Annotated in this window: 28 protein-coding genes; 14 read left to right on the top strand and 14 right to left on the bottom strand. The window is 56.9% G+C overall.

Annotated elements, in window-relative coordinates; translation table 11 throughout:
* Positions 1 to 8 precede the first annotated feature (8 nt).
* On the top strand, positions 9 to 242 hold the full coding sequence (locus ABLN87_RS00460) for a DUF1289 domain-containing protein (protein WP_353006321.1): 234 nt from the start codon (positions 9 to 11) through the stop codon (positions 240 to 242).
* A gap of 4 nt (positions 243 to 246) precedes the next feature.
* Here the strand turns inward: ABLN87_RS00460 and ABLN87_RS00455 are convergent, their stop codons facing one another.
* The 6 genes from ABLN87_RS00455 to ABLN87_RS00430 all read right to left on the bottom strand — a co-directional run bounded on the left by ABLN87_RS00455 (position 247) and on the right by ABLN87_RS00430 (position 4903).
* On the bottom strand, positions 247 to 468 hold the full coding sequence (locus ABLN87_RS00455; RefSeq protein ID WP_353006320.1) for a hypothetical protein: 222 nt from the start codon (positions 466 to 468) through the stop codon (positions 247 to 249).
* A 303-nt stretch (positions 469 to 771) separates the two neighbouring features.
* Positions 772 to 1500 (bottom strand): STAS/SEC14 domain-containing protein, encoded by a 729-nt coding sequence (locus tag ABLN87_RS00450; protein ID WP_353006318.1) that lies wholly within the window; start codon positions 1498 to 1500, stop codon positions 772 to 774.
* Between the two features lie 35 nt (positions 1501 to 1535).
* Positions 1536 to 2321 (bottom strand): hypothetical protein, encoded by a 786-nt coding sequence (locus ABLN87_RS00445; protein WP_353006316.1) that lies wholly within the window; start codon positions 2319 to 2321, stop codon positions 1536 to 1538.
* Positions 2315 to 3139: a sulfite exporter TauE/SafE family protein gene (locus ABLN87_RS00440; RefSeq protein WP_353006313.1), complete on the bottom strand. Its 825-nt coding sequence runs from the start codon at positions 3137 to 3139 to the stop codon at positions 2315 to 2317. The genes ABLN87_RS00445 and ABLN87_RS00440 overlap by 7 nt, the downstream gene beginning before the upstream one ends.
* Positions 3140 to 3176: 37 nt before the next feature.
* Positions 3177 to 4172, bottom strand: coding sequence for a tRNA dihydrouridine(20/20a) synthase DusA (dusA, locus tag ABLN87_RS00435; protein ID WP_353006311.1), 996 nt, complete (start codon positions 4170 to 4172; stop codon positions 3177 to 3179).
* A gap of 122 nt (positions 4173 to 4294) precedes the next feature.
* Positions 4295 to 4903 carry a TetR/AcrR family transcriptional regulator gene (locus ABLN87_RS00430; protein ID WP_353006309.1) on the bottom strand — a complete coding sequence of 203 codons (609 nt, stop codon included), beginning with the start codon at positions 4901 to 4903 and terminating at the stop codon, positions 4295 to 4297.
* A gap of 136 nt (positions 4904 to 5039) precedes the next feature.
* Here ABLN87_RS00430 and ABLN87_RS00425 point away from each other — a divergent pair, with 136 nt between their 5' ends.
* The 7 genes from ABLN87_RS00425 (at position 5040) to ABLN87_RS00395 (ending at position 13918) form a co-directional block, all read left to right on the top strand.
* Positions 5040 to 5504, top strand: a complete 465-nt coding sequence (locus tag ABLN87_RS00425; RefSeq protein ID WP_170530716.1) for a (2Fe-2S)-binding protein — start codon at positions 5040 to 5042, stop codon at positions 5502 to 5504.
* Between the two features lie 2 nt (positions 5505 to 5506).
* Positions 5507 to 7693, top strand: a complete 2187-nt coding sequence (locus ABLN87_RS00420) for a xanthine dehydrogenase family protein molybdopterin-binding subunit (RefSeq protein ID WP_353006308.1) — start codon at positions 5507 to 5509, stop codon at positions 7691 to 7693.
* A gap of 150 nt (positions 7694 to 7843) precedes the next feature.
* Complete coding sequence (locus ABLN87_RS00415) at positions 7844 to 9163, top strand: glutamine synthetase family protein (protein ID WP_353006305.1); 1320 nt, start codon at positions 7844 to 7846, stop codon at positions 9161 to 9163.
* A gap of 60 nt (positions 9164 to 9223) precedes the next feature.
* Complete coding sequence (locus tag ABLN87_RS00410; RefSeq protein ID WP_353006302.1) at positions 9224 to 9904, top strand: type 1 glutamine amidotransferase; 681 nt, start codon at positions 9224 to 9226, stop codon at positions 9902 to 9904.
* Positions 9904 to 11262 carry a glutamine synthetase family protein gene (locus tag ABLN87_RS00405; protein WP_353006300.1) on the top strand — a complete coding sequence of 453 codons (1359 nt, stop codon included), beginning with the start codon at positions 9904 to 9906 and terminating at the stop codon, positions 11260 to 11262. The genes ABLN87_RS00410 and ABLN87_RS00405 overlap by 1 nt, the downstream gene beginning before the upstream one ends.
* Before the next feature lie 19 nt (positions 11263 to 11281).
* Entirely contained in the window at positions 11282 to 12586 is a 1305-nt protein-coding gene (locus ABLN87_RS00400; protein WP_353006297.1) for an NAD(P)/FAD-dependent oxidoreductase, read from the top strand.
* A 117-nt stretch (positions 12587 to 12703) separates the two neighbouring features.
* Positions 12704 to 13918: a DegT/DnrJ/EryC1/StrS family aminotransferase gene (locus ABLN87_RS00395; RefSeq protein WP_353006295.1), complete on the top strand. Its 1215-nt coding sequence runs from the start codon at positions 12704 to 12706 to the stop codon at positions 13916 to 13918.
* A 49-nt stretch (positions 13919 to 13967) separates the two neighbouring features.
* Here ABLN87_RS00395 and phaR read toward each other — a convergent pair whose 3' ends face one another.
* The 3 genes from phaR to ABLN87_RS00380 form a co-directional block, all read right to left on the bottom strand.
* A complete protein-coding gene (gene phaR / locus ABLN87_RS00390; protein ID WP_353006292.1) occupies positions 13968 to 14519 on the bottom strand; it encodes a polyhydroxyalkanoate synthesis repressor PhaR in 552 nt (183 codons plus the stop codon).
* Between the two features lie 136 nt (positions 14520 to 14655).
* Complete coding sequence (locus ABLN87_RS00385; protein ID WP_170530732.1) at positions 14656 to 15102, bottom strand: phasin family protein; 447 nt, start codon at positions 15100 to 15102, stop codon at positions 14656 to 14658.
* A gap of 130 nt (positions 15103 to 15232) precedes the next feature.
* Positions 15233 to 17035 (bottom strand): PHA/PHB synthase family protein, encoded by a 1803-nt coding sequence (locus tag ABLN87_RS00380; RefSeq protein ID WP_353006290.1) that lies wholly within the window; start codon positions 17033 to 17035, stop codon positions 15233 to 15235.
* Between the two features lie 112 nt (positions 17036 to 17147).
* Between ABLN87_RS00380 and phaZ the strand changes: the two genes are divergently transcribed.
* A complete protein-coding gene (gene phaZ, locus ABLN87_RS00375) occupies positions 17148 to 18419 on the top strand; it encodes a polyhydroxyalkanoate depolymerase (protein WP_353006287.1) in 1272 nt (423 codons plus the stop codon).
* 4 nt (positions 18420 to 18423) lie between these two features.
* Entirely contained in the window at positions 18424 to 19008 is a 585-nt protein-coding gene (locus ABLN87_RS00370) for a DUF6151 family protein (RefSeq protein ID WP_353006284.1), read from the top strand.
* On the opposite strand, the gene ABLN87_RS00365 is transcribed toward ABLN87_RS00370, so the two are convergent.
* From ABLN87_RS00365 to ABLN87_RS00345, 5 genes are all read right to left on the bottom strand, one after another.
* Entirely contained in the window at positions 18999 to 19715 is a 717-nt protein-coding gene (locus ABLN87_RS00365) for an alpha/beta fold hydrolase (protein ID WP_353006282.1), read from the bottom strand. The two genes, ABLN87_RS00370 and ABLN87_RS00365, sit on opposite strands and share 10 nt — an antisense overlap.
* An 85-nt stretch (positions 19716 to 19800) precedes the next feature.
* A complete protein-coding gene (locus tag ABLN87_RS00360) occupies positions 19801 to 20415 on the bottom strand; it encodes a hypothetical protein (protein ID WP_353008355.1) in 615 nt (204 codons plus the stop codon).
* Positions 20416 to 20435: 20 nt separating this feature from the next.
* Entirely contained in the window at positions 20436 to 20861 is a 426-nt protein-coding gene (locus ABLN87_RS00355; RefSeq protein ID WP_353006279.1) for a VOC family protein, read from the bottom strand.
* The gene (locus ABLN87_RS00350) at positions 20861 to 21853 is read right to left on the bottom strand and encodes an alpha/beta hydrolase (RefSeq protein ID WP_353006276.1); all 993 of its coding nucleotides are present in this window, start codon (positions 21851 to 21853) and stop codon (positions 20861 to 20863) included. Before ABLN87_RS00350 ends, ABLN87_RS00355 begins: the two co-directional genes overlap by 1 nt.
* Positions 21853 to 22596 (bottom strand): alpha/beta hydrolase, encoded by a 744-nt coding sequence (locus ABLN87_RS00345; RefSeq protein WP_353006274.1) that lies wholly within the window; start codon positions 22594 to 22596, stop codon positions 21853 to 21855. Before ABLN87_RS00345 ends, ABLN87_RS00350 begins: the two co-directional genes overlap by 1 nt.
* A 125-nt stretch (positions 22597 to 22721) precedes the next feature.
* On the opposite strand from ABLN87_RS00345, the gene ABLN87_RS00340 reads away from it, so the two are divergent.
* The 4 genes from ABLN87_RS00340 to ABLN87_RS00325 all read left to right on the top strand — a co-directional run bounded on the left by ABLN87_RS00340 (position 22722) and on the right by ABLN87_RS00325 (position 26519).
* A complete protein-coding gene (locus ABLN87_RS00340; RefSeq protein WP_353006271.1) occupies positions 22722 to 23465 on the top strand; it encodes an ArsR/SmtB family transcription factor in 744 nt (247 codons plus the stop codon).
* Complete coding sequence (locus ABLN87_RS00335) at positions 23465 to 23875, top strand: MAPEG family protein (protein WP_353006268.1); 411 nt, start codon at positions 23465 to 23467, stop codon at positions 23873 to 23875. Before ABLN87_RS00340 ends, ABLN87_RS00335 begins: the two co-directional genes overlap by 1 nt.
* Before the next feature lie 161 nt (positions 23876 to 24036).
* Positions 24037 to 25995, top strand: a complete 1959-nt coding sequence (gene thrS, locus ABLN87_RS00330; protein ID WP_353006265.1) for a threonine--tRNA ligase — start codon at positions 24037 to 24039, stop codon at positions 25993 to 25995.
* A 221-nt stretch (positions 25996 to 26216) separates the two neighbouring features.
* The gene (locus ABLN87_RS00325; RefSeq protein WP_353006262.1) at positions 26217 to 26519 is read left to right on the top strand and encodes a DUF2282 domain-containing protein; all 303 of its coding nucleotides are present in this window, start codon (positions 26217 to 26219) and stop codon (positions 26517 to 26519) included.
* The last annotated feature ends 52 nt before the right edge of the window (positions 26520 to 26571 follow it).

Raw genomic sequence — 26571 nt, 5'->3', positions numbered from 1 at the left:
GACCGCACATGACAAACATGGTTTGGAAACGGAACGAGGTGGAAAGCCCCTGTATCCAGATCTGTGTCGTACACCCGACTGAGCGTATTTGCACCGGCTGCTACCGCACGATTGATGAGATCACCCGCTGGTCCAAGATGGACAGCACAGAGCGCGCGGAAGTCATGGAAGACCTGCCCAACCGCAAGCCGCGTCTTGCGAAACGTCGGGGCGGTCGGGCCGCGCGCCTGAACGGGTTGTAACTCGTCAGTTCGCTGTGTCGTGATGCTCTGGCAGTTTTATACGTGCTGCATCGTGAATTGGATGGCGGCCACGCAATTCCTCGGCAAATAGACCGGCGATCTCGGATTGGCTGGTTTTGAGTTGATCTGGGGTCGTGACCTCATGATCCTCAGCCAGATCACCGGGCAAAGTCTGAACAACGCCGCGGGCGAAAAAGATTTTATTTAAGACAGTCCTGAACGTCATTTCGAGCATCCTTTAGTGAATTAAATAATCAGTGTCGCCGCGGGCAGCGTTCGAGCTGAGAGGGGTCGTGCTCAAGAACGTTTCCGGCGTGAGTGGCAACCCGCGGCGACAGCGCCGAGGTAGCCAGTTCGATCCTCAATTTTACGGGGAAAACTCTCGAATTTTGATCGTTTTTGAGCCAAAAACCGAAATTTCCAACAAATACCCACAAATTCCCTTACGTCACAAAATGACGCCTATCGGCACCAAACACGTCAATAAGCGCACTCCAATGTCGGTGTTCGAATCGTATTTGTGTAGATTTCAGCCAGCAGTCAGCCAGGATTTGGCGTTTTCTACCTCAGCAGAGGGGAAAAACTGCGTGCGAACACCCAGGATATGGCGGGCCACGCGCTGTGCGATATGCTGCCATGCTGCGTCACCAACAATGGCCGCGCGATCCAGCAGGCGGATGTGATTTCGAGCCAGGCGGAAATGTGCAGCCAGTGCCGATAGCCCTTGCCAGCCGTCAAACTCGCGCAGGTCAATCAGCAGCCGAAAACTCTCGCGCTCTTGCAGAACAGTGTCCAGTGCCTTTTCCGCTTTGCTGTATTCGTCGGGGTCCAGCTTGCCCAACAGGCTGATCTGAACACAGGGTCCGCCCAGATCGGTGACATGGATCGATCCCAGAGACTCACGCATCCATCGCCGTGCAGCTTCCAGTTCTGCCATCTCGAACACCTGCGTCGGACAGGGTAGGATCGGGGCGGCCAGACGGATACTGGTTTGCACCCAACCCTGATCGGCCACAACCGCGATCCGGTCAAACCCACGCCAGTGGCTGAGCCCCAGCTTGGTATCGGACCACGCGGCCCCCAGATCATAGCCTTTGAACTCGGGCTGAACGATGACCAGCAATCTGATCGCTTCATGCTCGGCCAAGGCAGCCTCGATCGCAGGAACCAGTGTCTGGGAATAGTCTGCGCTGGTGACTTCACCTGACAGTTCGACTTCTATCAACGCACCGTCTGAATTCGTGTGAACCGTAATCATGGTTCAAAACCTCCACTCAAAACAATGATCGGAGGTTATGGGGATTCGATCCATTCGGCCACTCCCCCCGGATATTCCGGGCGGAAATAGGCGATCATCCGTCCATCTGGCCCGACCGAGGCCCCGTCACCCCATGGGGCAACCCCGTGCAGACAGTGGCGGTGCAACAGATAGGCCTCACCCGGTTTGGCAGGCAGAGCGATCCGGGTGCAGGTTTCAAATACAGTGCGGCGTGTGGCCTGATAGATATCGGTGATATCAACCGTGTGCAAAACATCACCCGCGTGGTCCGCAAGCGCATCCCGAAAGGCTGCGCCTATGGCCTTGTGGCTTTCGTCCCAAACAACCAGAGGCGCAGCATCTTCACTGGCCTCGTTCAGCGGGATGCCCAATATCCACGCATGAGGTTCGTCAATCCGCCGTCGGCGATCCCGCCCCATGGGGCGCAATCCATCCACATGGGCCGCATCCCGATTGCGCCTATACCGCGCGGCAGCCTCGCTTTCGCCTCGCCGGGCGCGTGGGTATCCGGGATAAATGACCGAGACCTGACCTCGGTGTAATGGCAACTGGCCAAAGTGATCCTGCAAGAAAGTGGCGGCCTTGCCCGCCAGTGGCGCTGAGTTCCCAACGCGACCCTCAGTATCGTTCGGTAGCGCATCAACACCAACAAACCATGTGCCTTCGCAATCCAGCCATTCTGCAAAAGCTGGATCGCGCACCGACTGCTGCGCGGCCGGTAGGGCGTGTTCGACCCAATCAGCCAACACCGGGTCATAGGGAAATTTCACCCATCCACGCGACCAGAAATCACCTACCATCCCAGCGCCTTGCGTAACATGTTCAACGCCACCAGCGTCAGAAACACAGCAAAGACACGCTTAAGCGGCTTCGGATCCATCGCGTGGGCCAGCTTTACCCCCCAGGGCGCGGTGATCATAGTCATCGCCACGACGATGCCGAAGGCGACAAGGTTCACTGCGCCGATGGTCAAGGGCGGGCGATGTTCCGGCGCAATGCCCAGGAACAAAAACCCAAGAACGGAAGGTACGGCAATGATCACGCCAAACCCGGCTGCTGTCGCAACGGCGCGATGGATGGGCGTGTTATAAAGGCTCATAAGCGGCACACCGAAACTGCCCCCTCCGATCCCCATCAGGACGGACAGAAACCCGACTGAGGGAGAAAGAGCCGCACGTTTGATCCCCTTGGGCATCGCATCGCCCAGCCGCCAATCGGATTTTCCCAACCCCAGATAGGCACCGATCACCATGCCCAAGACCCCAAACAACGCCTGCAGCGCCTCGGTTCGTAGGGCAGACGCGATCAGAACGCCGAAAACCGCCCCCACAACGATCCCCGGCCCCCAACCGCGCAGGATATCCCAATCCACCGCGCCCTTTTTGTTGTGGGCCAGGACCGAACGAATAGAGGTGACGATTATCGTCGCTAAAGACGTGGCAAGGCACAGCTGCATCAACTGTGGTCCGCCATATCCTAGTGTTTGGAAGGCGTAGAAGAACGCCGGCACCAGCACGATGCCGCCACCTACCCCCAAAAGCCCGGCCAGAACGCCTGCAAACGCTCCGATCACAAGCAAAAGACCCAGCATCTGCGCCAGCAACATTGTATCGGGCATATTTCCCCCAAGAACCGGCGGTGCCGGTGTTACCTTCCTAAGCCTCTGCCATAGGTGCGACACGGTCCAGGGCCTGTAACATCACTTCCGGCCCGGCCCCGTTCTGCACCGCCCCTTCGGACAAGGCCCGTCGCCATGCCCGAGCCCCCGGGCGGCCAGCGAACAGGCCAAGCATATGCCGGGTGATCTGGTGCAAACGCCCCCCATTGGCAAGGTGGCGTTCGACATATGGCACCATGTCCTGAACAACTGCAATTGGATCCACAGCTGCGCCGGTCTGGTAAATCCTCATATCCGCCTGAGCCAGAATATCGGTTGGCTGGTGGTAGGCTGCGCGCCCGATCATGACGCCATCTAGACCAGCCTCAAGATGCGCCTGTGCCTGATCCAGCGACGTGATCCCGCCATTGATCGAGATATGCATATCCGGGAAGTCCGCCTTCATCTGATGCACCAGATCATAATCAAGCGGAGGGATATCCCGGTTCTCCTTTGGGCTGAGCCCCTGCAACCAAGCTTTTCGGGCGTGGATCGTCACCCGCATGCATCCTGCCGCGCGGATTTGGGTCAGGAAATCTGGCAGAACCTCTTGAGGCTGTTGATCATCGACCCCGATCCGGCACTTGACCGTCACGTTAACATCGACCGATGCCCGCATCGCCGAAACGCATTCGGCCACACGGCCCGGTTCTTTCATCAAGACCGCACCAAAGGTTCCGGATTGCACTCGGTCTGAGGGGCAGCCGCAGTTCAGATTGATCTCATCATAGCCCGCATCTGCCCCAAGCCGCGCCGCCTGTGCCAGCTCCTCAGGATCGGAACCGCCAAGCTGCAGGGCCAGCGGATGCTCTTCGGGGTTATGGTCGAGCAGATGCAACGCCCCACCCCGTACCAGAGCGGGCGCAGTCACCATTTCTGTGTACAACAAGGTCTCACGACTGAGCAGCCGATGAAAATACCGGCAGTGACGATCGGTCCAATCCATCATCGGCGCAACAGACAATCGCGCTGCACTTATTGCCTTGCCTGTCACAGCAAAACCCCCGTCTAACTCTGTAGGCCTGGCATTGGAAATACTAGCATGCGCACGGCCCGCCGGGTCTAACCTGTATTTATCCGGATTGCCATCGGACATCTAACCGGCTCAGAAGGCCCTTAGCTAGGAAGCCCATATCGGCTGATCATCATCTCGACGCTGTTCTCAATTGTCTCGGCCATCTCGGCCTTGCTGAGCACCGAACCACTGAACAGCAAGGGCCAGAACGCACGCGCCTTGATCAGGCCGATGAACTCCTTGCCCGCCTGTTCAGGGTCATCAATATTCAGTTTTCCATCCTCCGCCGCGCCTTTCAGCATGTCGACAAAGGTAGCTGTCTTGTCCAGTTTGCCCTGCGCTTCGGCGGCAAGCATCGGGTTGCGCAAAGTTTCGCTTATCACCATGCGCGACATGGCGATGACCTCGGGCAGCATCAGGATACGCCCCTCGGCCCAGGCCAGCTCTGTCATCTGTTCGCGTATGTCCCGGTCTGAATCGTACTTGATCTCGACCACTTCCGCGAATCTGCTCGATAACTCCACGACAATGGATCGAAAGAGATTTTCCTTGCTTTCAAAATACTTATAAAGTGTACGCTTGGAAACTTCGGCCCGGGCCGAGATGCGATCCATACTGGACGCGGCAAATCCCTTTTCAAGGAATTCGGCTACGGCTGCGTCGATGATCTGCGCGTATTTTGACGCATTCGGCGCGCTGCATTCGTTCATGGCAGAGCTATAGACCCATTGACCTGCGCAGGTCAAACACTACGTAAACTTACCAGTTTACAGGGCGCATTTCCTGTGCCACATGTAAACGCGACAGTTTACCGATTCAGGTAACAGCCAACAGGAGACGACCCCCATGGCCCTTTCACTAAAACTGAACGGCGAGACCCACACGGTTGACGCCGAACCCGGCACCCCCCTGCTGTGGGTGATCCGGGATGAGCTTAAGCTGACCGGCACCAAATTCGGTTGCGGCGTTGCCTCATGCGGCGCTTGCACTGTTCACGTCAACGGCGAACCTGTCCGGTCGTGCCAGACCTATGTCGAAGATCTGGAGGATGCCGAGATCACCACCATTGAAGCCATCGGCGACGACAAAATCGGCGCGGCCGTGCAACAAGCCTGGGTCGAGCTGGATGTGGTGCAATGCGGATACTGCCAATCCGGTCAAGTGATGTCAGCTGTGGGTCTTTTGTCTGAAAACCCAAAACCCAGTGCTGAAGAAATCGACGAATACATGTGGGGCAATGCCTGCCGCTGCGCCACCTATCAACGCATCCGCGCTGGTGTTCAGCGCGCATCTGAAATTCTGGAGGCCTGATCATGACCATCAACACCTCCCGCCGTGGATTTTTGAAAGGCGCAGCAGCAGCCAGCGCCGTTTTGATTGTCGGTGCCCGCCCTGATGGCGCACTTGCTGCGGCATCCTCGGACGGCGCCCAGCTCAATCCGTTTGTGAAAATTGATGCGGATGGCACCGTGACCGCAATCGTCAAGCATTTTGAGATGGGTCAGGGCCCGGCAACCGGTCTGCCAACCATCATTGCCGAAGAGCTTGGCGTGACGATGGACCAGATCGAATACGAATTCGCCCCGTCTGACCCGCAGGTTTACAACAATCTTCTGTTCGGCCCGTTCCAGGGGACTGGGGGTTCTACTGCGATTGCAAACTCATGGATGCAATACCGTCAGGCAGGTGCCGCCGCGCGCGAGATGCTGATCAATGCTGCCGCCCAAAGCTGGGGCGTCGACCCAAGCGGTGTCTCCATCGTGGATGGAATCATCGCTGCTGGCGACAAAACCGCACCGATTGCAGAGTTTGTTGCCGCCGCATCTGAACTGGAGGTGCCAGCAGAGCCCCGCCTGAACGACCCGTCGGAATTCCGATTGATCGGAAACGAGAGCGTGCGTCGCAAGGATTCGGCGATCAAGGGCAACGGCCAGGCGAAATTTGCGATGGATGTGCATCTGCCCAACCAGATGGTGGCCATGATCAAGCGGCCAGAGTCGCGCGGTGGCATCGCTTTGGGCTTTGACGACAGCGCATCGAAAGAGATCAAAGGCTATATCAACGCGGCTATTCTACCCAATCAGGCCGGTGTTGCGGTTTATGCCGAAAATACATGGGCCGCGATTCAGGCAAGAGACATGCTTGAGATCGAATGGGACATGTCAGCGGCAGAAACCCGTGACTCGGACCAAATCAAAGCCGAGATCATGGCCGCGCTGGACGCAGAGCCAGAGTTCAACGTGAACCAGGCGGACGCCGCAACGGTCGCCGCAGCCATTGATGGTGCGGATACTGTGATCGAACAGTCGTTCTATTTCCCCCTGCTGGCCCATGCGCCGATGGAGCCGCTGAACTGCACCATCGAAGAGACCGCTGAGGGCGACATCATTCTGCACGACGGCGCGCAGATGCCGACCGGTCCGCACATGGCCTACCAGCAGATATTCCAACTGCCGCCAGAGAAAATCCAGATCAAGACAATGCTGGCTGGCGGATCCTTTGGGCGCCGCGCGACGCCAGATGCTGACTATCAGGTCGAAGCTGCGCTGGCCTTTGTGGTCACTGACCGGTCGCGCCCTGTGAAGCTGGTTTGGACGCGCGAGGATGACATCCGCAGCGGATACTATCGCCCGGCCTTTGGCCACAAAGCGCGGGTTGGTTTAGACGCGGATGGCAATATCGTTGGATGGCAGCATCAGGTGGCCGGTCAGTCGATCATGAAGGGAACGCCGTTCGAATCCTTCTCGGTTCATGACGGCGTCGACCACAGCTCGATCGAGGGTATTGCAGACAGCCCCTACAATATTCCCGGCATGGCGCTCGGTCTGACGGATACGCCCAAAGCAACCTCGGTTCTGTGGTGGCGGTCAGTGGGGCACACCCACACCGGATACGTTATGGAGGTCATGATGGACCTGGCGGCAAAGGCCGCGGGTCGTGATCCGGTTGAATTCCGTCTCTCATACCTGGCCGATGGTAGTGATCCAGATCAGTCGCGCAAAGCAGGCGTCTTGAAACTGGCGGCTGAGAAGGCCAATTGGGGCAATCCTGCTGACGGACGGGCTCAGGGTATCGCTGTGCACAAGTCCTTTGGATCCTATGCCGCTCAGGTCGTAGAAGTCTCTGGCGACCCTGAATCGGGCATCAAGATCGAAAAGGTGACCTGTGCAGTGGATTGCGGGATTGCGGTTAACCCTGATGTTGTTCGTGCCCAGATGGAAGGTGGCATCGGTTATGGCATCGGTCACGTTATGCGCGGCCAGATCACGCTGACCGGCGGCGCTGTAGATCAATCGAACTTCCCCGACTATGAGCCGCTTAGGATCGGTGATATTGCTGCCATTGATGTCCATATCGTGCCATCAGCCGAAGCCCCCACCGGGGTGGGTGAGCCAGGAACGCCCCCAGCCGCGCCTGCTTTGGCCAATGCGATCAACACTCTGTCGGGCGTTCAGATTGCGGCGCATCCGATGACAGAGGACGGCATCAGCTTCGTCTGATCTATTGGATCCCATAACGCAAATTGCGCCGCCCCTTTGGGCGGCGTTTTTCTTTGCAGGAAGCTCCTTATAAATAATTTGATCAAATTTCGTGACTTCGGGGACCTGCTTCGATACATCTCAGTTAATCGGAAGATCGGAACCTGAAAAATGGACCTAAGCACTTTGCATAATTTTCGCGTCGCAGCCTGCGATCTGAACGGTCAAATGCGCGGCAAGCGGGTTCCACCAAGTTATGCGGACAAGCTGTCGAAGGGTGCGGTGCGGATGCCGTTCTCGGCTCTGAATGTGGACCTGTGGGGCGCGGATATCGAAGGCAGCCCACTTGTGTTTGAAAGCGGCGATGCCGATGGCGTTCTGCTGCCAACGGAACGTGGGCCGGTCCCAATCCCGTGGCTAAGCGCGGAAACAGCGTTGGTTCCCATGAGTCTTTACGACGATGCCGGTACTCCGTTCGCGGGCGACCCACGGCACGCCCTTTCGGCGGTAATATCACGTTACGCCCAGCGCGGATGGTCGGTGGTTGCCGCGACTGAACTAGAGTTCACCCTGCTGGACGCTTCCGGCCCGCACCCTCAACCTCCTCTGAACCCAATAACCGGCCGTCGCCTGACGGATGAAGCGGTGTTGTCAGTCGCGGAAATGGATGCGTTCGAGGCGTTCTTCACTGATCTCTACGATGGCTGCGCCGTGATGGGCATTCCGGCGCAAACCGCCATATCCGAAAGCGGCATCGGCCAGTTCGAGATTAACCTGAACCATCAGGATGCGATGCGCTGTGCAGACGATACATGGCTTTTCAAGGCGTTGACGCGCGGCTTGGCCCGCAAACACGGGTTTTCCGCGACATTCATGGCGAAACCTTATGCTAATGATGCGGGAAACGGGATGCATGTGCATTTCTCGGTCATCGATGCCGATGGGCGAAACGTTTTTGATGATGGTAGCCCCGAAGGCACCGACCTGTTGCGATCTGCCGTTGCGGGCTGTCTGGCGGCCATGCCAGCCAGTAGCCTGATTTTCGCACCACACGGCAATTCTTATGCACGACTGGTGCCCGGTGCACATGCACCCACTGGCGCAAGCTGGGCCTATGAAAACCGAACAGCGGCAATCCGTATACCAGGGGGCGCACCGGCCGCCCGGCGTATCGAACATCGTGTAGCCGGCGGTGATATCAACCCTTACCTGATGCTGACCGCCATACTGGGTGCTGCGCTGATCGGGATCGAAGATGATATGAAGCCGCCCGCCCCGATCACCGGGAATGCCTATGAGGTGGACGGGTTGCCGCAGCTTGCGAGCAGCTGGTCCGAAGCGATTGACCAATTCGAGGCCGACCCAATCATGACCCGCCTGTTCCCACTTGAGTTGATCCGCAACATGGCACTGACAAAACGGCAAGAGATCGCGCGCTTTGCAGATCGTCCTGAAGACCAGCATTGGCTGAGTTATCTCGAAGCTGTTTGACCCCCCTTGCCCGGCGTTCGCGACTAGGGTATTTCTGAATTTGATCAAATTCGGTGACTTATGAAAATCGGTATTCTACAAACCGGCCACACCCCCGACGCGCTTAAAGACGACTTCGGAGACTACGACTCGTTATTTCCCGCCCTCCTGAAAGGCCACGGGCTAGAGTTCGAAACCTTTGCCGTTGTGGACGAGATATTTCCGGACAGCGCGGATGAGGCCGACGGGTGGTTGATCACAGGGTCCAAATATGGCGCCTATGAGGACCTGCCGTGGATTCCACGGCTCGAAGAGTTGATCCGCCAAATCCACCAAAGCGGCAAACCCATGGTCGGCGTTTGTTTTGGTCATCAGATCATCGCACAGGCCCTTGGCGGCAAGGTCGAAAAATTTGATGGCGGGTGGTCCGTTGGACGCACCGAGTATGACTTTGAGGGCGAAAAGGTCTGGCTGAACGCCTGGCATCAGGATCAGGTAGTTGCCCTGCCCGAAGGGGCCAAGGTGACAGGCCAAAGTGACTTCTGTCAGAATGCGATGTTGCAATATGGCGATCAGATATGGACCGTTCAGGCACATCCCGAGTTTTCCAACGACTTTGTAACCGGGCTGATGCGCACGCGCGGCAAGGGTGTGGTACCCGATGATCTGATGCAGGCCGCTGCGAACCGGCAATCGGCACCAGATCACAACGCTCAGATCGCACAGCTTATGGCGAATTTCCTGAAGAAAGCGAGGGCCTGATGGCCGATTGGACAGACGCACTGCCTCCGGCAGCACAAGCTTACATCGAAGGGCACCGGCTGGATGAGGTTGAGTGCATCATTTCGGACCTGCCCGGCATCGCGCGCGGCAAGGCGGTTCCCGCGTCGAAGTTTGCGCGGCAATCCTATTTCCACCTGCCCGACAGTATCTTTTATCAGACAATCACCGGGGATTGGGGAGAAGCTGCGGGTGAAGACGGGTTTATCGAACGGGACATGATCCTGAAACCTGACTTCTCGACCGCGTCTGCTGCGCCTTGGACCGGGGATTGGACATTGCAAGTGATCCACGACGCCTATGACCGGGATGGCGAGCCGATCCCGTTCAGCCCGCGCAACGTGTTGAAACGTGTCGTACAGCTCTACCACGACAAAGGGTGGAAACCCGTTGTTGCCCCGGAGATGGAATTCTTTCTGGTTGCCCCAAACGTAGACCCGGCGCAGGGGATCAAGCCTATGATGGGCCGCTCAGGCCGCCCGGCAGCAGCACGTCAGGCCTATTCAATGACCGCCGTCGATGAATTCGGCCCAGTGATTGATGACATCTATGACTTTGCCGAACATCAGGGGTTCGAGATTGACGGTATCACCCAGGAAGGTGGCGCCGGTCAGCTCGAGATCAACCTGCGTCATGGCGATCCCGTCAAGCTGGCGGATGAGGTGTTCTATTTCAAACGCCTGATCCGCGAGGCTGCGCTGCGACACAATTGTTTCGCCACGTTCATGGCCAAACCGATCGAGGATGAGCCCGGTTCGGCCATGCATATCCACCATTCGATCATTGAGATGGAGACCGGGCAAAACATCTTTTCGGGTCCGCAAGGCGGCGAGACGGATGCGTTTTATCACTATATCGCGGGGCTGCAGAACCATCTGCCCGCAGGACTGGCCGTGATGGCGCCTTATGTGAATTCCTATCGGCGCTATGTCAAAGACCACGCCGCGCCGATCAATCTGGAATGGGCGCGTGACAATCGAACAACAGGTATCCGCGTGCCCCTGTCCGGCCCTGAGGCCCGTCGGGTTGAAAACCGCATCGCAGGAATGGACTGCAACCCCTATCTGGGCATCGCACTGTCGCTGGCCTGTGGCTATCTGGGCCTGACTCAACAGGAACGACCCCGCCGTCAGTTCTATGGCGATGCGTATGAAGGCGATGGCGATATCCCTCAGGTCATGGGCAATGCGCTGGATCTGTTTGATGAGGCCACAGAATTGCACAAGGTTCTCGGGCCCGAATTCGCGCGTGTTTATGGTATCGTGAAGCGAGCTGAATACGAGGAATTCCTGCAGGTCATCTCACCCTGGGAACGCGAGCACCTGTTGCTGAACGTCTGAACCAGCGGAGCCGGTCGCTATGAACCTTCTGTATTCCAACGACCGCAAGGCTGAATACCCGGAAAGCTGGTATACCGCGACGGCCAACACCATAGCGCCGTTCGCTGCGTTCGAAGGCGAAACCCGCGCAGACGTCTGTATCGTCGGCGGCGGCTACACCGGGTTGTCAGCAGCGCTGCACTTGGCTGAGGCCGGGCTGGATGTCGTGCTGCTCGAAGCACACCGCGTCGGGTTCGGGGCTTCGGGTCGCAATGGCGGGCAGTTGGGCAGCGCCCAGCGCATGGATCAGGAAAGTCTGGAACGGTTGGTCGGGCAGGATGATGCCACCAAGCTGTGGGATTTGGCCGAAGACGCGAAGGATTTGGTCAAATCCCTAATCGCCAAGCACCAGATCGATTGCGATTTGAAACCCGGTGTGGCTGATCTTGGGCTGTCAATCTCGGACCAGAAAGAGCTGCACGCCCATGCCGAGCATCTGTCGAACACATATGGCTACGATCAGCTGGAGCTTCTGGATGAGGCCGCCGGACATGCGCTGTGCCCTTCTCCTACTTACAGAGGTGGATATCTGGACAAGGGCGCCGCGCATTTGCATCCGCTGAACTATGCGCTTGGGCTGGCACAGGCAGCGCATAACGCAGGTGCGCGCATTCACGAAAGAACCGAGGTTCTGGGGATCGAAGAGGGCGATTCAGTGGTCATGCGCACCGAAAACGGGACGGTACGCGCCCAGCACCTTATTCTGGCCTGCAATGGCTATCTTGGTGCGCTGAACCGGCAGGTGGCATCGCGGGTCATGCCGATCAACAACTTCATTGCAGCGACAGAACCGCTTGGCGATGACGCCGCCCGCGTTTTGACTCAAGATGTCGCCGTAGCGGATACGAAATTTGTGGTGAACTACTTTCGCCTCAGCGCTGATCGGCGGCTCTTATTTGGCGGTGGTGAAAGCTATGGCTATCGCTTCCCATCCGACATCGCCGCCAAAGTGCGCAAGCCGATGGTTGAGATTTTCCCGCATTTGAAAGACGTGAAGATCGACTACGCATGGGGCGGTACTTTGGCGATTACAATGCGCCGAATGCCATATCTTGCGCGACTTGCCCCCAACATTCTTTCGGCATCGGGATATTCCGGCCACGGCGTTGGCACCGCAACGCATGCGGGGCAGCTTATGGCTTTGGCCGTTCAAGGGCAGGCCGAAGGGTTCGATACCATGTCCCGCGTCCCGGCCCTGCCCTTTCCGGGCGGTCCGGCCCTGCGCAGCCCCCTGCTGGTGCTGGCGATGACATGGTTTGCGATGCGGGATCGTCTGGGCATCTAATCCCGTTCTTGATTGCGACAGTTTGGTGAAATTTTTGCCGATCTAGCGATTGGGGGCTTGGCACAGCCTGCCCGCTTGATTTAAATAAACGAAAGTTAGAATTCGGGAATTTCAAATATGACGCTGCCCCCCAACGTCCATGACGCCGAACCCATCCCCGCCGCTGCCCGACATGCCATCAACGCGCTAATGCAGTCGGGTGACCTGTTTCGCTATACCGCGCTGCAAGATGCGCCGGTTGCCCTGCTTGAGGCAGAATTCGCCGCTTTGCTGGGTTCGAAATACGCGCTTGCGGTTTCGTCCTGCTCGGCTGCATTGTTCCTGTCGCTGAAGGCTCTGGGCCTGCCACGGGATGCACGAGTGCTGATCCCCGGCTTTACCTTTGCCGCTGTTCCCTCCTCGGTCGTGCACGCGGATTGTATTCCGGTTCTCTGCGAGGTGGGCGAGAACTACCGCATCAACATGGCCGACTTCGCGGCCAAGCTGGACGATGTGCAGGCGGTTATCATCAGCCATATGCGCGGCCATACCTCGGATATGGACGCGATCATGGAACTATGTGACGCGCGCGACATCCCGGTGATCGAAGACGCTGCGCATTCGCTGGGCACCACCTGGCATGGCCGGAACATCGGCACCATCGGTAAGGTTGGCTGCTTTTCATTCCAGTCCTACAAGATGATCAATGCCGGCGAAGGTGGCATTCTGATCACCGATGACGCCGATCTGGTCGCACGCGCTGTGATCATGTCGGGAGCCTATGAACACAACTGGAAAAAGCACAAAACCCCACGCGGCGACAACTCACCTGAGCTAGAGCAGGCCTTCGCCCGCTGGCAGAACCAACTGCCGCTTTATAACCTTCGGATGAGCAACCTGAGCGCCGCCGTCATCCGGCCGCAAATCCCCGAGCTGGCACGCCGGGTTCAGGACGGATTGGCAAACCATGACTATGTGGCGGAACGTCTGAACAGCTCGGACTATATCGACGTCCCAGCCCCGCTTGCACCCGAACGTCGTGCGCCGGATTCGATCCAATTCAATCTGGTGGGGCTGGACGAGGCCGAAATCCGCGCCTTTGCCGCCGCATCCGAGGCGCGAGGCGTCAAGGTTCAGGTCTTTGGCCTGAGCGAAGACAATGCTCGTGCCTTCTGGAACTGGCAGTTCCTGCCTGAAACCTTCGAGCTTCCGCAGACGCGCGACATGCTGATGAAAGCCTGTGATGTGCGCCTGCCCGTGCGCCTGACGCGCGAAGAATTGGATGTGATCGCCGATATCCTACTGGCCTCGGTCGGTGAGGTGACTGGCCCGGTTCCGGTTTACGGCACCTGACATAAAAAAGGCCCGCACATAGCGGGCCATCTTTTCCACGAACCAAAGATCAGTTCAGTTTGGACAGTTTGTTCTGCAACTCGGCCAGCTGCTTTTTGATATCGTCCAGATCTTCATTCGCTTCGGGCTTTTTCTCTTCCTGATCCGGCCCGGACCATCCGCCGGACAGCCCCCCGGTCATGGCCTTCAGAAACGCTTGTTGCTGCGCCTGCAACGCATCGAATCCGGGCATCTGCGCCATCGGGTTCATCGCGTTCATGTTCTCCATCATCTTGCTTTGACTTTCGCGCAACATCTCGAACGAGCTTTGCAGGAACTGAGGCATCATGCCCCCGCCTGGCACCATATAACTACGCACAAGGTCATTCAGCACATTCACCGGCAGAACATTCTCACCGCGGCTTTCGTGTTCGGCAATGATTTGCAGAAGATACTGCCGCGTCAGGTCGTCGCCTGTTTTCAGGTCAATGATCTGAACTTCGCGCCCGTCCCGGATAAAACCTGCTATGTCTTCTAGCGTCACGTAGTCGCTGGTCTCGGTGTTATACAGCCTGCGGCTGGCGTAGCGCTTAATCAACAGCGGTTTTTCGTTATCCGACACCTAGTACCCTCCCCAAGGATGATGCGTTGCAGCACAGGTTATGCGAGTGCAGCACAAAAAGAAAGGGCAGGTCAATGGACCTGCCCAACGCGAATGCACCTTTTGGGAGGAATAAGGTGCGCGTATCGCGAAGCTCTTACTTGGCGGCTGCGGCTTTCTTGGCGGCAGTCGTCACGTCGTTGGTTGCTTTCTTGACAGCTGCGGTTGCTTCTTCAGCAGCGTCTTTGCCAGCGGCCATCAGCAGCTCAACAGTTTCGGTCTGAACTTTTTTCGCGATTTCAGCGAAAGCGGCCAGGTTTTCAGCTGCTACTTCAGCCGACGCGCTTGCGAAATCGGTTGCCGCTTTGGCATAGTCAGCAGGCTCTGCCTTGGCTTTCGACATCTCGGTCATCTTGGCCAGGGTATCCTTGGTCCATTTGTTCGAGATCTCAGCCGATTTTTCAGCCGCTTCCAGAGCAACGCCCGACAGCTTTTCGTTCAGCGAAGCGGTCGATTTGAATGCGCCTTCCAGCGCGGTGGTGTCCACAGGGAACGCGCCCATCATGTCTTTCATGATCGCGGAAAAGTCTTGAGTCTTTGCCATCGTTCTAATCCTTTTGCTGAGCCGGGCCCACCCCGGCTTTCGTCAGCTTGATGACAATATGGTTTCTGCATTGCAGCATTGCAAGTTTTTTCTTGCTGCAATGCAGAAAAACTGTAGTTTCAAAATGAAATCAGATGTTTGGATTGGCGACGACATAGGTCCCGGGAGCCGGTGCAAGGCTTGGATGGGTCGAATCGCCTGTCTCCCGAGCTGGCACCTGTTTGCCCGACCGCTTCTTCAGCCAGGCCTCCCATATGGGCCACCAAGATCCTTCGTGGAAATCCGCCTCTTTCAGCCAGGTGTCTGCATCTGATTTCAGATCGGGGTTTGTGTAATGGCCATACTTCTTCTTGCTGGGCGGGTTCACGATCCCTGCTATATGGCCGGATTCCGAGACAACAAAGGTCTTTGAACGCGACCCCATCTTTTGCACACCGCGATAGCAGTCTTTCCAGGCGGCGATATGATCAGTTTCGCAGGTGATGGCCATCAAAGGGACATCCACATCGGCCAGCGTCAGCTTGTGACCCAAAAGTTCGATCCCGTCCGAGGCAAATTCGTTGCGTTGGCACAGGCCGCGCAGATAATCGACCGCCATCTTCGCTGGCAAGTTCGCACCATCGCCATTCCAAAACAGCAAATCGAAGGCCGGAGGCACCTCACCCATCATATAGCTACGGATGGCCGGACCATAGACCAGATCACGCGAGCGCAGGAATGACATCGTGCGCCCCATGATCCACGATCGCAGCACGCCCTCTTTTGTCACCTCTTCTTCGATCCCGTCGATGAAGTCATTTTGCAGAAACGGTGTGAACTCTCCCTGTTCCGAGAAATCCGTCAGCGCGGTGAAAAGCGTTGCCGATTTTATCGACTTATCGCCCCGTTGTTTCATCAAGGCCAATGTCAGGCTGAGCGTCGTGCCCGCAATGCAGTAGCCAATCGCGTTGACCTGCTTGACCTTGCAGATCTGCTTTGCGACCTCGATGGCAGCCAGGAAACCGTCCTGAATGTAATCCTCCATCCCAGTTTCGGCGTAGCTTGGATTCGGGTTGACCCAGCTGACAACAAACAGGGTATAACCCTGTTCCGTGATCCATTTGATCAGGCTGTTCTGGGCCTTCAGGTCAAGAATATAAAACTTGTTGATCCAGGGTGGGAACAACACAATCGGTGTTTCATGCACCGTTTCGGTTGCAGGCTTGTATTGGATCAGCTCCATCATGCGATTGCGATAGATCACGTCACCCGGGGTAGTCGCCAGATTGCCGCCAACCTCAAACGCGTTTTCGTCGGCCAGCTTGACCACGAGCTCGCCATCGTTTGCTTCGAGGTCTGACACCAGGTTTTCCAACCCGTTGATGAGCGACTGGCCCTCGGTTTCCACCGCCTTTTGCAAGGCATCCGGGTTTGTCGCCAGAAAATTGGTCGGCGCCATCATGTCGATGATCTGTTGCGAGAAATAGCTGAGGCGCCGCTTATCCTTGGCGTCCAGATCATCGACCGAAGCCACCGCCTGAGTGATGGCCTGTGCGTTGGTCTGGTACTGCTGGCGGATCAGGCGGAAATAGGGGTTGGTGTCCCACATCGGGTTGGAAAAACGTTTGTCGGCGGGCATGTCATGTTCGTCATCCACCTCACCTATGGTCAACGCTTGCTGCGCTTCGGCAAAGTTCAGAACCGATTTGCCCCAATACTCAATCTGCTGTTCCAGCAGCTTGGCAGGGTTTTGCCAGGCCTCGGCGAAATAGACAGTTGCTGCTCGTGCGAAAAGCTCTTGATTCGGACCGTCCAGCGCAGAGGTATGTGGCTTTTTCGACGCCATAACTTCGACAAGCCGCTTGGATAGAGTTTCGACCTTTTCCATATTTTCTTTAAGTCGTTCAATATGTTCTTCAGTCACTTCGGGCATTTGGTCTTCGCTTGTTGTCATTTTAACAATTCCCCCCTAACCTCGCTGCTATGCAGAATAACGTCGTGGGTGTCGGGGGACAAAGCGGCGAATGGTCCGAACCGAACAGCCTTAGACTCTGGAGGCCGCTTCCATGCGCTACATGTTGACCTACGACTTGATGGAGACCATGCGCAACACGAACCAATGGCTTGGTTCGACTGCCAGCGCGATGGCGTCCTACCCGTTGTTTTCGATGGTTCCAAACCCTGCCTTCAGCTGGATGGCCGCCTGGGGTGAAGTGACCGAGCGCACCTTCCAGCGCATGGTTGTTAAACCCGACTGGGGCATTCGTACGTTTACCTGCGAAGACGGCAAAGATCATCTTGTTGATGTTACCACAGTTTTGGAACGTCCTTTTGGCGATCTCATCCATTTCAAGGTAAATGGACGAGAAAAGCAACCGCGCAAGGTTTTGCTGGTTGCGCCGATGTCGGGGCACTATGCGACATTGCTGCGCTCGACCGTCAAAAGCCTGCTTGTCAATTGCGAAGTTTATATCACTGACTGGCATAACGCGCGCGATATTCCTGTGTCTGCAGGCAAGTTCGATGTCGAGGATTACACGCTTTATCTTGTCGATTTCATGAAAGAGCTGGGGCCAGACACCCATGTTGTTGCTGTTTGTCAGCCCGCACCGCTGACCCTGGCCGCAACTGCTTATCTGGCCGAGGTCGAACCTAAGGCGCAGCCCAGCACCCTGACATTGATCGGCGGTCCGGTTGACCCAGATGCGACACCGACTGATGTCACGGATTTCGGTCGCCGCGTGACAATGGGCCAGCTGGAAGAAACCATGATCCAACGGGTTGGGTTCAAATACAAAGGTGTAGGCCGCATGGTCTATCCCGGCCTGCTTCAACTGGCCTCTTTCATGTCGATGAATGCCGAGCGGCACTCCAAGGCGTTTTCAGACCAGATCCAGCGCGTGATCCGGGATGAGGCGTCCGATCATGATGCACATAATCGCTTCTACGATGAATACTTGGCCGTCATGGACATGACCGCCGAGTTCTACCTATCCACAGTGGAACGTATCTTCAAAGGGCGTGAGATTGCGCGCAACGAATTTGTTGTAGCAGGTCACAAAGTCGACATTAGCAAGATCACCGATGTCGCGGTCAAAACCGTCGAAGGCGCGAATGATGATATCTCGGCCCCGGGCCAATGCATTGCCGCGCTTGATCTGTGCACTGGCCTGTCGGACAGCAAAAAGGCCAGCCATGTTGAGCCGAATGCGGGCCATTACGGCATTTTCGCCGGCCGCAGCTGGCGCGACAATATTCGCCCGCTTGTGATTGATTTCATGAACGAAAACAGCCGCAAGCCGCTACGCCGGGCGGCGAACCGAAACAAAGTGGCCTAAGACGATGGGCGAGAGCGATCAATCCGGTCTCGCGTTCTCTTGCACCTGCGGTCAGGTAACAGGGCGTATCAAGCCTCAGGGTCTTAAACATGGCTCGCATGCCGTGTGCTTTTGCGCCGATTGCCGCGCAGGACAGTTGTATTTCAAACAACCCGACCCAGCGCCCGGCGCTGTTGAAGTGTTTCAAATTGCTCCGGACGAGCTCAGCTTTGAGACAGGCAGTGAAAATCTAGCCGCGATAAGGCTGAGCCCCAATGGTATGCTGCGGTGGTATGCGACATGCTGCAACGCACCGCTGGCGGCAACGCCGAACACGCCGAAATTCCCATTTGTCGGGTTCATTGCAGCCCGTTTCAGCGACACTACGGCCCTGGGCCCCATCACAACACGGGCCTACATCCCCACATCGGGTGGCAAACACAAGCACGAAGGCATTCGCGCGGCAATTGTTGCAATGCTCAAACGTGTTGCCAAATCGCGCCTGTCCGGCAAGTGGAAGCAAACACCATTCTTTGACGCCGCAACCGGTGAGCCGGTGGTCAGCCCCAAGCTGATCGACAAATCCGAACGCGATGCTCTTTACCCGTAGCTGGGTCTTGGGTTGAAGTTCAGCCAGCCCTGCAAGGCTGCATTCAGCACATCCGGGTTTTCCAGCGTCGGAAGGTGACCTGCACGTTCAATCATCTGCAATTGGGCTTCGGGGATCATCTCGGCCATAAACTCGTGCTTACGCACCGGGATAAGCGTATCATGTGTTCCGCCAAGGATCAGACCCGGAACTTTGACCCGGCAAAGGATGCTCTGCTGATCCGGTCGTCGTTGCAAGGCCCGCATTTGACGCACAAATACATCGGGGCCCAGATCGATAGCCATGGCAAAGAGCTGGTTCAATATGGGGATACGTTGCGGCCCGGGGGCCAGCGCATCCGACCCGATCACCTTGCGCATCACTTCTTCCAACCGCCCGGCTTGCGCACCAATGATCAACTCTTCGCGTGCGGCGGCCATCTGTGGCGTGTCGGACTGCGCATCGGTCGAAATCAGGCAGAGGCGCGACACCCGATCCGCCGCGCGCCTTACGATCTCAAGCGCGACAACACCGCCCAGACCTAGCCCCGCCAGGGCAAATCGATGCGGCAGCTGATCGAGCAGGCCAGATGCGATCTCTTCGATCCGTTCGCCTGATGAAATCGGTGCAAACATGACAGCCCGATCGCGCGACAGCGCGTCGATCTGAGGATGAAACAATCGGGCGTCACACATAAAACCGGGTAGCAATACCAGCGGCTCGATCACGCGGGGCCTCCATCAGTTCGGGCTTCCGAACCCCTTCTTTTTCTTCTCAGGATGAGAGTTTTATCCGGCCCCGGCAAGCAGAAACTTACGGATAGCGGATACCGCGAAAAGCTGGGAAATTGGCGTATCGGGCCTGTCTGGCCGTTTGGCTTTCGCTCGGCTCGGCCCCTGTGCGTAACAAACACCCCCGAGGTGCGATGTAACTATCGATCCGGCGTACCGGTTCGGGCCGCCAAACTAGATTGAAGGCGCAGAGCTTGGGAAAGAACCAGATTTCGGAATAGTCCAGATGATCATGCATCCACCAGGCAAGATCGCGCCAATCCCGGCCTTGCTCATATTGATCCGCGAACCACGGGATCACAATCGACGCCCCAGCGATACGCGCCTCTCCAACGCCTCGATCCCAGATATGACATTCTAAAGGGTTATCGTTGCGCGCGCAATTCAGCCGGTTTTCATTGCCGAACTGGTTCAACGATGGCGAGCGATAGCCCGAGCGGACGGCAACACGCCCGAATGTCTCTTCAAGCGGGTCCAGCAAAGTCTGGCAAAAGGCACGGCCGGTCTCGATCGCAAGATCGGGGTTTTCAGGGATGTTCTGGTGTTGGTGGAAATTCCCGATCTCGGAATACAGAAAATCCCGCATGAAAAAGTGCCGGGACAGACGCACGCGGCCGAGCGTTTCAAGGCTCCACATGCTGCCCGGTTTGCGCATCCTCAGTACCCCGCCCAGCGAAAGGCCCCATCTGGCCCAAGCGTGGAGAAAGGGTTGAAAGCAACCTCCCAGATCGTTCCGTCTGGGGTGCGGAAATAGCCGTGATGCCCACCCCAAAATACATCCGATGCGGGTTTCAGGACCGTAGCGCCTGCCGCCTCGGCATCGTGCAGAACCTGCGCCACGTCTTCTTTCTGTCGGCAATTATAGCTCAGCGTGATCGCGCCGCGGTTCAAACTATCTTTGGCGACGCCGATCTCATCGGCCAATGCGGACAAAGGGTATAGACCAAGCGTTTGACTGATCAGATCAAAGGCGATCACACCGTCTGGGCTGTCGACACGGTTCCAGCCCATCGCCTCATAAAATGTTGCCGCAGCTTCGGGGTTTTCGACCCCGACGGTTATCAGGCTGATGCGCTGTTCCATCACTCCACGCCTTGGGTTTTCAACCAGTCCAAAATACCAGAGACTGCCGCGTCAGTCTGCCCGGGCGACATCAAACGCCCAGCGACCACATGAGACATCGGATCATCCCCCTCACCCATTGTAACCAGCTGTACCGTTGCATCAGCACCCCAGCTCTGCGCCACTTTGTGTGTCCGATCCGGGCGGACGACTTGATCGTCATCTGAAAACCAGAACAAGGCCGGTATCTGCGCACCGTCGAAATCCAGCGCATAGATCGTGTCCACTAGTACAGTCATGGGGACGACAGCGACCCACGGGTAAACCGAGGACCAGTATTTGTTTTTCTCGGGGTCTGGGCCCGACACGTCCCGTTCTTCTCCCATCAGCAGAGGCAACCAGGACCGGGCCCATGGCAGGCCAGGAATAAAGGCGACCGGTGTATTCACGCCAAAGTTTGGCGAAACGAAGATCATACCAACCACTTCTGTGCTGAGGTCTGGGTCAAGCGCGGCTGCTGCGACCAGTGTTCCACCGGTTGAGGTCGAAATGACCACAACTTTGTCACCCACGGCCCGTGCGGCGGCCAACCCTTCGGCCAGATCCTGCATCCAGCCCGAGGCTGTTGCCTCACCCATCGCGGCACCGTTGCGCCCGTGACCTTGCAGACGGGTATAAACCAGGTTGGCACCCAACGCATCCGCGACCCTGTCGGGGACTGGTCTGATTTCTTCGGAACTGGCCGAAAAGCCATGCACATACAGAACCGAATAAGGCGTGCGTTGTTCTTCGTAGCCGTCCTGCCAGATCACACGCTTTTCGACACCGGGCACGATGTCATCAAAGGCGGATTCGGTGCTTTCAAAGTAAACCTGCACCCCTTCGCCGAATTTGGAAGATTCGAAGCGCGGATGAAGATCGACCTCTTCACGCGGACCGAACCAGTAGACCAGAGCACCAACTGCGATCAGCGCCAGAAGAAAACGCCCCAGGTACAATCCAAACTTCCGCATCAGCCTTCTCCCATCACGTCCAGAATCGCACGCTCGATCAATGACAGGCACATGTCATCGGAGAATCTGTGGTCGGCATCTTTCACCAACAGCAGTCGCATATCAGGCCCTGAGGCATGATTCAGCAAGCGCACCGCCGTTTCGGTAGATACAGCGGTATCCGCTGTGCCCTGCAAAAAACGTGTTGGGAAAGGTAGATCCAGCGCTTCTCTCAGCACAAGATTCTGACGCCCGTCGTCAATCAGGCGCTTTGTGATGATGTAAGGCTCCATATAGTCGGACGGCAACTCAACTTGGCCAACTGTTTCCAGCGCTGCCTTCTGCACATCTGTAAATGACGCCCAATACCCATCTTCCGTAAAGTCCGGAGCGGCGGCGATTGTGACCATCCCCACGATGCGATCTGCGAGGGTTTTGGCGAGCAACAAGGCCTGCCAGCCCCCCATGGAAGAACCCACGATGATCAAAGGCCCCTGCGTCAGCGCGGACACTGCGGCAACTGTGTCTTCGTGCCAATCGCCGATGCTGCCTTCGGTAAACGCACCGGAACTTTCGCCATGACCCGAATAGTCAAACCGTAAGAATGCTTGCCCGCGCGCTTTGGCCCAAGCCTCTAGATGAACGGCTTTTGTGCCTTCTTTGTCTGATTTTAGACCTGACAAAAACACGATGGTCGGGCCTTGGCCTTCGCTCAGATCATAAGCGATCCGCCGCCCCTGATCGGTTGTCAAAAAAGCGCTCATCTCGCCGCCCTTCATATTTTGATTTGTGACACCCTAGCCCGCGCGGGCTGGGAGTTTAAACCTGATTTCAGATTTTTTAGGTTACCATATTGTCACGTGACTATAGAATCACATATAAGACAATTATGGACATGCTATTCAAAGCTCTGAATGACCCCGCTCGCCGAGAGATTCTGGACCTGCTGCGACAGGAAGATGGTCAATCTCTGTCGCAGTTAGAGGCACATTTCGACATGACCCGCTTTGGCGTCATGAAGCATCTGAAACTACTGGAAGATGCCGGGCTGGTCCTGACCCGCAAACATGGGCGGTTCAAATATCACTATCTGAACCCCATGCCCCTGCAGGACATGCTGGACCGTTGGGTCGCCCCTTTTCTTCAACCGCAAGCAAGCGCGGTCAATGCGCTGAAACTCAAATTGGAAACGGAGACTCGTATGGGAAAACCAGATTTTATGATGCAGACCTTTATCCGCTGCACACAGGATGCGCTGTGGGATGCACTAACCAAGCCAGATCAGATGGCAGCCTATCACTTCCTGTGCAACGAAGTACGCGGAGAGGTCTCGCCTGGTGCAACAGTGCATTTCATTACCCCTGACGGCAATGAGATGCTGCGGCAGATGACGCAAAAGCTGGACCCAAAAACCCGGATCGAGATGGGGTTCGAGCCTCTGTTCATGGGCCCCGACGCCCCGCAATCGACAATGGTTTATCTGATCGAACCACAAGGTGATGTCTGCAAGTTGACCATCGAACACTATGACCTTGCCGCTGGTCAGGAAGGCTTTGCCGAAGGTTGGGCGCGCCTGGCAGCCTCACTCAAGAGCTGGCTGGAGACCGGTGACGCTCTGAAGGAGAGCGCATAATGGCTGAGTTTCCAACTGAACTGGGCGTACTGACATGCCTGATGCTGCTCGCTGTTTCCATGTGGATTCCATACGTGGTTGGCGTTTCGACCGACCCCTCGGGCGAGGAAGCCTTTGCCCGACCTGCACAGATTCCAAACCTGCGCCCCTGGGTGCAAAGGGCACATCGCGCGCAGTTGAATCTGCTCGAACAGGGTATGCCGTTTGCCGTTTTGGTTCTGATCGTCAACACGTTGGACGGCTTTATGGTGCTGACCTATTGGGCTGCGGTTGTGTTTTTCTGGGTGCGCGTCCTACACGCCATCGGCATGATCACGGGCATTGCGCGCATGCCTCTGCGGCCCATTCTGTTCACAACTGGATGGGTGTGCTGCCTGATCATGGGCTACGCGGTTTTTGCTGCCGTCTGAACATCCTGAAACCGTGCCACGCAATCCTTTGGTTGCGTGGTGCTTTTCGCATTTGCATTCAAAGCGGTTGACTTCACGCCGCGCCAGTAGCAAATAGCCAAAACACCATAACCCGCAACCGGGCGTTCAGTGGGCGCCAAACCGACGAGGAGAGCCAGACCATGGCCCTGGATTCAAAATCCGTCTCACTTATCTTCCCTGATGGCAATGCACGATCCTATGACGCAGGTGTCACGCCCGCACAGGTGGCTGCCGATATCTCGACTTCTTTGGCCAAGAAAGCGATCTCGGCCACCGTCGATGGTCAGCACTGGGACTTGCAATGGCCTATCGAAACCGACGCGCAGATCGCCATCCACACCATGAAGGATGAGGCACAAGCCAATGAGCTGATCCGTCACGATCTGGCCCATATCATGGCGCGCGCAGTGCAGGAAATCTGGCCCGACACCAAGGTCACCATCGGCCCGGTGATTGACAACGGCTGGTACTATGACTTCGACCGGTCAGAGCCCTTCACCCCTGAAGATCTCGGCCTGATCGAAAAGAAGATGAAGGAAATCATCAACAAGCGCGACCCCGTGACCACCGAGGTCTGGGACCGTCAGCGCGCGATCGATTTCTATACCGCCAACGATGAACCCTATAAGGTCGAGCTTATCGACGCCATTCCGGGTGACGAGCCGCTGCGCATGTATTGGCATGGCGACTGGCAGGACCTGTGCCGCGGCCCACACCTGCAGCATACCGGTCAGGTGCCGGGCGATGCGTTCAAGCTGATGTCCATCGCGGGCGCTTACTGGCGCGGCGACAGCGACCGTGCAATGTTGCAGCGTATCTATGGCGTGGCCTTCACCGGCAAGGAAAAGCTGAAGGCTCACCTGCATATGCTGGAGGAGGCCGCCAAGCGCGACCACCGCAAGCTGGGCCGCGAGATGGACCTGTTCCACATGCAGGAAGAGGCCCCCGGTCAGATATTCTGGCATCCGAACGGTTGGACCATATACACTCAGCTGCAGGACTACATGCGCCGCAAACAGCGCAGCGGTGGTTATGTCGAGGTCAATACACCTCAGGTCGTTGACCGCAAGCTATGGGAAGCTTCGGGTCACTGGGATAAGTATCAGGAAAATATGTTCATCGTCGAAGTGGACGAAGAACATGCGCGTGAAAAGGCTGTTAACGCCTTGAAACCGATGAACTGCCCCTGTCATGTGCAGATTTTCAATCAAGGGCTGAAGTCTTACCGCGATCTGCCGCTGCGGATGGCAGAATTCGGATCGTGCAACCGGTATGAACCGTCAGGTGCCCTGCACGGCATCATGCGCGTGCGTGGCTTCACACAGGATGACGGTCACATTTTCTGCACCGAAGACCAGATCGAATCTGAAACCGCCGAGTTCATTCGCTTCCTGTCGCAGATTTACAAGGATCTTGGGTTCGAGAATTTCTCGGTCAAGTTCTCGGATCGTCCCGAAAAGCGGTCTGGCTCGGACGAGGTTTGGGACAAGGCCGAAGCCGCCCTGCTCAGCGCGACGCGTGCCGCTGGGATCGAACCGGAACTCAACCCCGGCGAAGGCGCATTCTACGGCCCGAAGCTGGAGTTTGTTCTGACCGACGCGATTGGTCGTGACTGGCAATGCGGTACACATCAGGTCGATTTCGTTCTGCCCGAACGGCTGGACGCCACTTATATCGGCGCAGACGGCGGCAAACATCGCCCCGTTATGCTGCACCGCGCGACCTTGGGATCGTTCGAACGCTTTATCGGCATCCTGATCGAAGAACACGCAGGCAAGCTGCCCTTTTGGCTGGCCCCACGTCAGGTCACGGTCGCGTCGATCACCTCGGACGCGGATGACTATGTGTTGGAGGTCGTCGAAGCGCTCAAGGCCACCGGAGTGCGAGCCGAGGCGGATATCCGCAACGAAAAGATCAACTACAAGGTCCGCGAACATTCGCTGGCCAAAGTACCGGTGATTCTGGCGGTTGGTCATCGCGAAGTCGAGGACCGCACTGTCAGTGTTCGACGCCTTGGCGAAAAACAAACGCAGGTTCAGCCGCTTGAGGCTGTAACAAATGAGCTGTCGCAGGCCGCGACCCCGCCTGACCTGTTGTAACATTCGGCACCATCTCGCCGGAAATCCGACCCCCGCACAGGGGTCGGATTGAAACACTCTATCCTTTTTCCTTCAAAAACAGTAGATTACCTTACAAGGGCGCGCCCCGCGCCCTGACGCGCTTGTGAGACACGGGCTCGTGAATTTAACAATAGCCAACTTGCCCTTACCTTTGTCATTGTCACAAGCAGACATACCCAGTCATCAAGAGGATTTCCGAGATGTCGAACACAGCAAAGTCCCTGGTTATCGCAACCGCAGTCGCAGCCGCCGTATCGGGTGCAGCAACCACCGCAACCGCCCAAGCCAAAGAAAAGTGCTATGGCGTTTCGCTGGCCGGTCAAAACGATTGTGCAGCAGGCCCCGGCACCACATGTGCGGGCACTTCGACCGTTGACTATCAGGGCAACGCCTGGACCCTGGTTGACGCAGGCACCTGCGGCGAAATCGAACTGCCTGCAGAGGCAGACGGCACACCGCGCAAAGGTTCGCTGGAAGAGCTGAAGCGCGACCTGCCGGCATAAGCGTCGAGCAAACGACTTTAGGGGGCGGGCACCTTCGCCCGCCCTTTTCTTC

This window comes from Ruegeria sp. SCP10, assembly GCF_040329495.1.
Classification (GTDB): domain Bacteria; phylum Pseudomonadota; class Alphaproteobacteria; order Rhodobacterales; family Rhodobacteraceae; genus Ruegeria.
This window is presented reverse-complemented; position numbering and strand designations above follow the sequence as displayed.

Coding starts and splice junctions, on each gene's coding strand:
- ABLN87_RS00460 (WP_353006321.1), top strand. CDS start 9: ATGACAAACATGGTTTGGAAACGGAACGAGGTGGAAAGCCCCTGTATC.
- ABLN87_RS00455 (WP_353006320.1), bottom strand. CDS start 468: ATGACGTTCAGGACTGTCTTAAATAAAATCTTTTTCGCCCGCGGCGTT.
- ABLN87_RS00450 (WP_353006318.1), bottom strand. CDS start 1,500: ATGATTACGGTTCACACGAATTCAGACGGTGCGTTGATAGAAGTCGAA.
- ABLN87_RS00445 (WP_353006316.1), bottom strand. CDS start 2,321: ATGGTAGGTGATTTCTGGTCGCGTGGATGGGTGAAATTTCCCTATGAC.
- ABLN87_RS00440 (WP_353006313.1), bottom strand. CDS start 3,139: ATGCCCGATACAATGTTGCTGGCGCAGATGCTGGGTCTTTTGCTTGTG.
- ABLN87_RS00430 (WP_353006309.1), bottom strand. CDS start 4,903: ATGAACGAATGCAGCGCGCCGAATGCGTCAAAATACGCGCAGATCATC.
- ABLN87_RS00425 (WP_170530716.1), top strand. CDS start 5,040: ATGGCCCTTTCACTAAAACTGAACGGCGAGACCCACACGGTTGACGCC.
- ABLN87_RS00420 (WP_353006308.1), top strand. CDS start 5,507: ATGACCATCAACACCTCCCGCCGTGGATTTTTGAAAGGCGCAGCAGCA.
- ABLN87_RS00415 (WP_353006305.1), top strand. CDS start 7,844: ATGGACCTAAGCACTTTGCATAATTTTCGCGTCGCAGCCTGCGATCTG.
- ABLN87_RS00410 (WP_353006302.1), top strand. CDS start 9,224: ATGAAAATCGGTATTCTACAAACCGGCCACACCCCCGACGCGCTTAAA.
- ABLN87_RS00405 (WP_353006300.1), top strand. CDS start 9,904: ATGGCCGATTGGACAGACGCACTGCCTCCGGCAGCACAAGCTTACATC.
- ABLN87_RS00400 (WP_353006297.1), top strand. CDS start 11,282: ATGAACCTTCTGTATTCCAACGACCGCAAGGCTGAATACCCGGAAAGC.
- ABLN87_RS00395 (WP_353006295.1), top strand. CDS start 12,704: ATGACGCTGCCCCCCAACGTCCATGACGCCGAACCCATCCCCGCCGCT.
- ABLN87_RS00385 (WP_170530732.1), bottom strand. CDS start 15,102: ATGGCAAAGACTCAAGACTTTTCCGCGATCATGAAAGACATGATGGGC.
- ABLN87_RS00380 (WP_353006290.1), bottom strand. CDS start 17,035: ATGACAACAAGCGAAGACCAAATGCCCGAAGTGACTGAAGAACATATT.
- phaZ (WP_353006287.1), top strand. CDS start 17,148: ATGCGCTACATGTTGACCTACGACTTGATGGAGACCATGCGCAACACG.
- ABLN87_RS00370 (WP_353006284.1), top strand. CDS start 18,424: ATGGGCGAGAGCGATCAATCCGGTCTCGCGTTCTCTTGCACCTGCGGT.
- ABLN87_RS00360 (WP_353008355.1), bottom strand. CDS start 20,415: ATGTGGAGCCTTGAAACGCTCGGCCGCGTGCGTCTGTCCCGGCACTTT.
- ABLN87_RS00355 (WP_353006279.1), bottom strand. CDS start 20,861: ATGGAACAGCGCATCAGCCTGATAACCGTCGGGGTCGAAAACCCCGAA.
- ABLN87_RS00350 (WP_353006276.1), bottom strand. CDS start 21,853: ATGCGGAAGTTTGGATTGTACCTGGGGCGTTTTCTTCTGGCGCTGATC.
- ABLN87_RS00345 (WP_353006274.1), bottom strand. CDS start 22,596: ATGAGCGCTTTTTTGACAACCGATCAGGGGCGGCGGATCGCTTATGAT.
- ABLN87_RS00340 (WP_353006271.1), top strand. CDS start 22,722: ATGGACATGCTATTCAAAGCTCTGAATGACCCCGCTCGCCGAGAGATT.
- ABLN87_RS00335 (WP_353006268.1), top strand. CDS start 23,465: ATGGCTGAGTTTCCAACTGAACTGGGCGTACTGACATGCCTGATGCTG.
- thrS (WP_353006265.1), top strand. CDS start 24,037: ATGGCCCTGGATTCAAAATCCGTCTCACTTATCTTCCCTGATGGCAAT.
- ABLN87_RS00325 (WP_353006262.1), top strand. CDS start 26,217: ATGTCGAACACAGCAAAGTCCCTGGTTATCGCAACCGCAGTCGCAGCC.